Origin of the sequence: Arthrobacter sp. B2a2-09 (assembly GCF_027587375.1) — a bacterium.
Taxonomy (GTDB): Bacteria; Actinomycetota; Actinomycetes; order Actinomycetales; family Micrococcaceae; genus Arthrobacter.
In genome coordinates this window covers 1-1422 of record NZ_JAMXIC010000069.1, presented here as the reverse complement: position 1 = coordinate 1422, position 1422 = coordinate 1, and the positions used below count along the sequence as shown (strand labels likewise).

The 1422-nt window shown below is 63.4% G+C and carries 1 protein-coding gene; it reads left to right on the top strand.

Going from position 1 to position 1422, the window contains the following annotated elements:
- Nucleotides 1-1388, top strand: a protein-coding gene (locus NFJ07_RS25525; RefSeq protein ID WP_269998897.1) for an IS3 family transposase whose coding sequence is annotated in 2 segments (ribosomal slippage) — nucleotides 1-322 and nucleotides 322-1388 — 1389 coding nt annotated over the 2 segments. Because the reading frame shifts where the segments join, the coding sequence is not laid out codon by codon here. This gene is flagged as partial in the annotation.
- Nucleotides 1389-1422: the final 34 nt, after the last annotated feature.

Sequence of the window (1422 nt, the reverse complement as noted above, 5' to 3'; positions counted from 1 at the left end):
AGTAGTAGTAGTTCTGGACCCCGGGCGGGTGGTCCGCGGTCCCGCCGGTCTTTCACGCCGGCGCAGAAGCTGGAGTTTTTGGCCGCTTACGAGAACGCATGCGAGAGCAACGAGGGTGGTGCGTTCCTGCGCCGGGAGGGGTTGTATTCCTCGCAGATGACCGAGTGGCGCCGGCTGCGTGACGCCGGTGCCCTGGCCGGGAAGGAACCCGGGGAATCGATCGGGAAACTAACGGCGGACCAGGCCGAGAATGCGCGTTTGCGCCGCCAGTTAGAGGTGAGCGAGAGCCGGCTGAAGAAGACCGAGGCAGCCCTGGAACTGATGGGAAAACTACAGGCGTTCTTAGAGAGCGCCTCAGAGGATATGCCGGACGAGCCCCGGTCCAGGAAACGCTGATGGCCACCTACCGGTTGATGCTGGAACTGAAGATCCCCTCACGCCGGGCCGCGTCCTTGACCGGTGTTTCCCGGACGACCGCGAACCGCAAACCGGCCCCGCCGCGGGACCACGCGCCGGTGGCGCCGAAGAACAAGCTCAGCGCCGCCGAGCGCGCCAGGATTCTGTCGGCACTGAACTCACCGGAGTTCGTCGACCTGGCACCAATGCAGGTCTACACGAAGCTGCTGGACCAGGGAATCTACCTGGGATCCCTATCGACGTTCTACCGGGTGCTGGAGGAAAACAAACAGGTCAAGGAACGCCGCGCCCTGGCCAAGCACCCGCCCCGGACAGTGCCTGAACTGGTGGCCACGGCCCCGGGCCAGGTGTTCACCTGGGACATCACCAAACTCGCCGGCCCGGTCAAGGGCAAGTACTTCGACTGCTACATGATGGTCGACATCCACTCCAGATTCATCGTCGGCGCGCACGTGCACGCCGCCGAGTCCGGGGTGCTGGCGGTGGAAATGATGAAGGGAATCTTCGGGATCCACGGCATCCCGCAGGTCGTGCATGCGGACCGGGGAACGTCCATGACGTCCAAGACCGTGGCCGCGCTGCTCTCGGATCTGGAGGTCACCCGGTCCCACTCCAGGCCCCGGGTGTCGAATGACAATCCGTACAGTGAATCGCTCTTCAAAACCCTGAAATACGGTCCGGAATTCCCCGAACGCTTCGCCTCAGTCCACGACGCCCGGGCATTCATCAGCGGCTTCGTGGACTGGTACAACCATCACCACCAGCACTCAGGAATCGGCTTCCACACGCCCGCGAACGTCCACTACGGCCACGCCGCTGGCGTCGCCAAAGACCGCTCGGCAACACTCGCCCAAGCCCGCTCGAAACACCCCGAACGCTTCACCACCAGCACCGACCCCAAAATCCTCGCCCTCCCAGGACCAGCGTGGATCAACCAACCCAAGGAAACCACCGAACAGTTAGCCGCCTAACTCCCGCTGGTACCGTTCAGCTTGAAAAATTCCG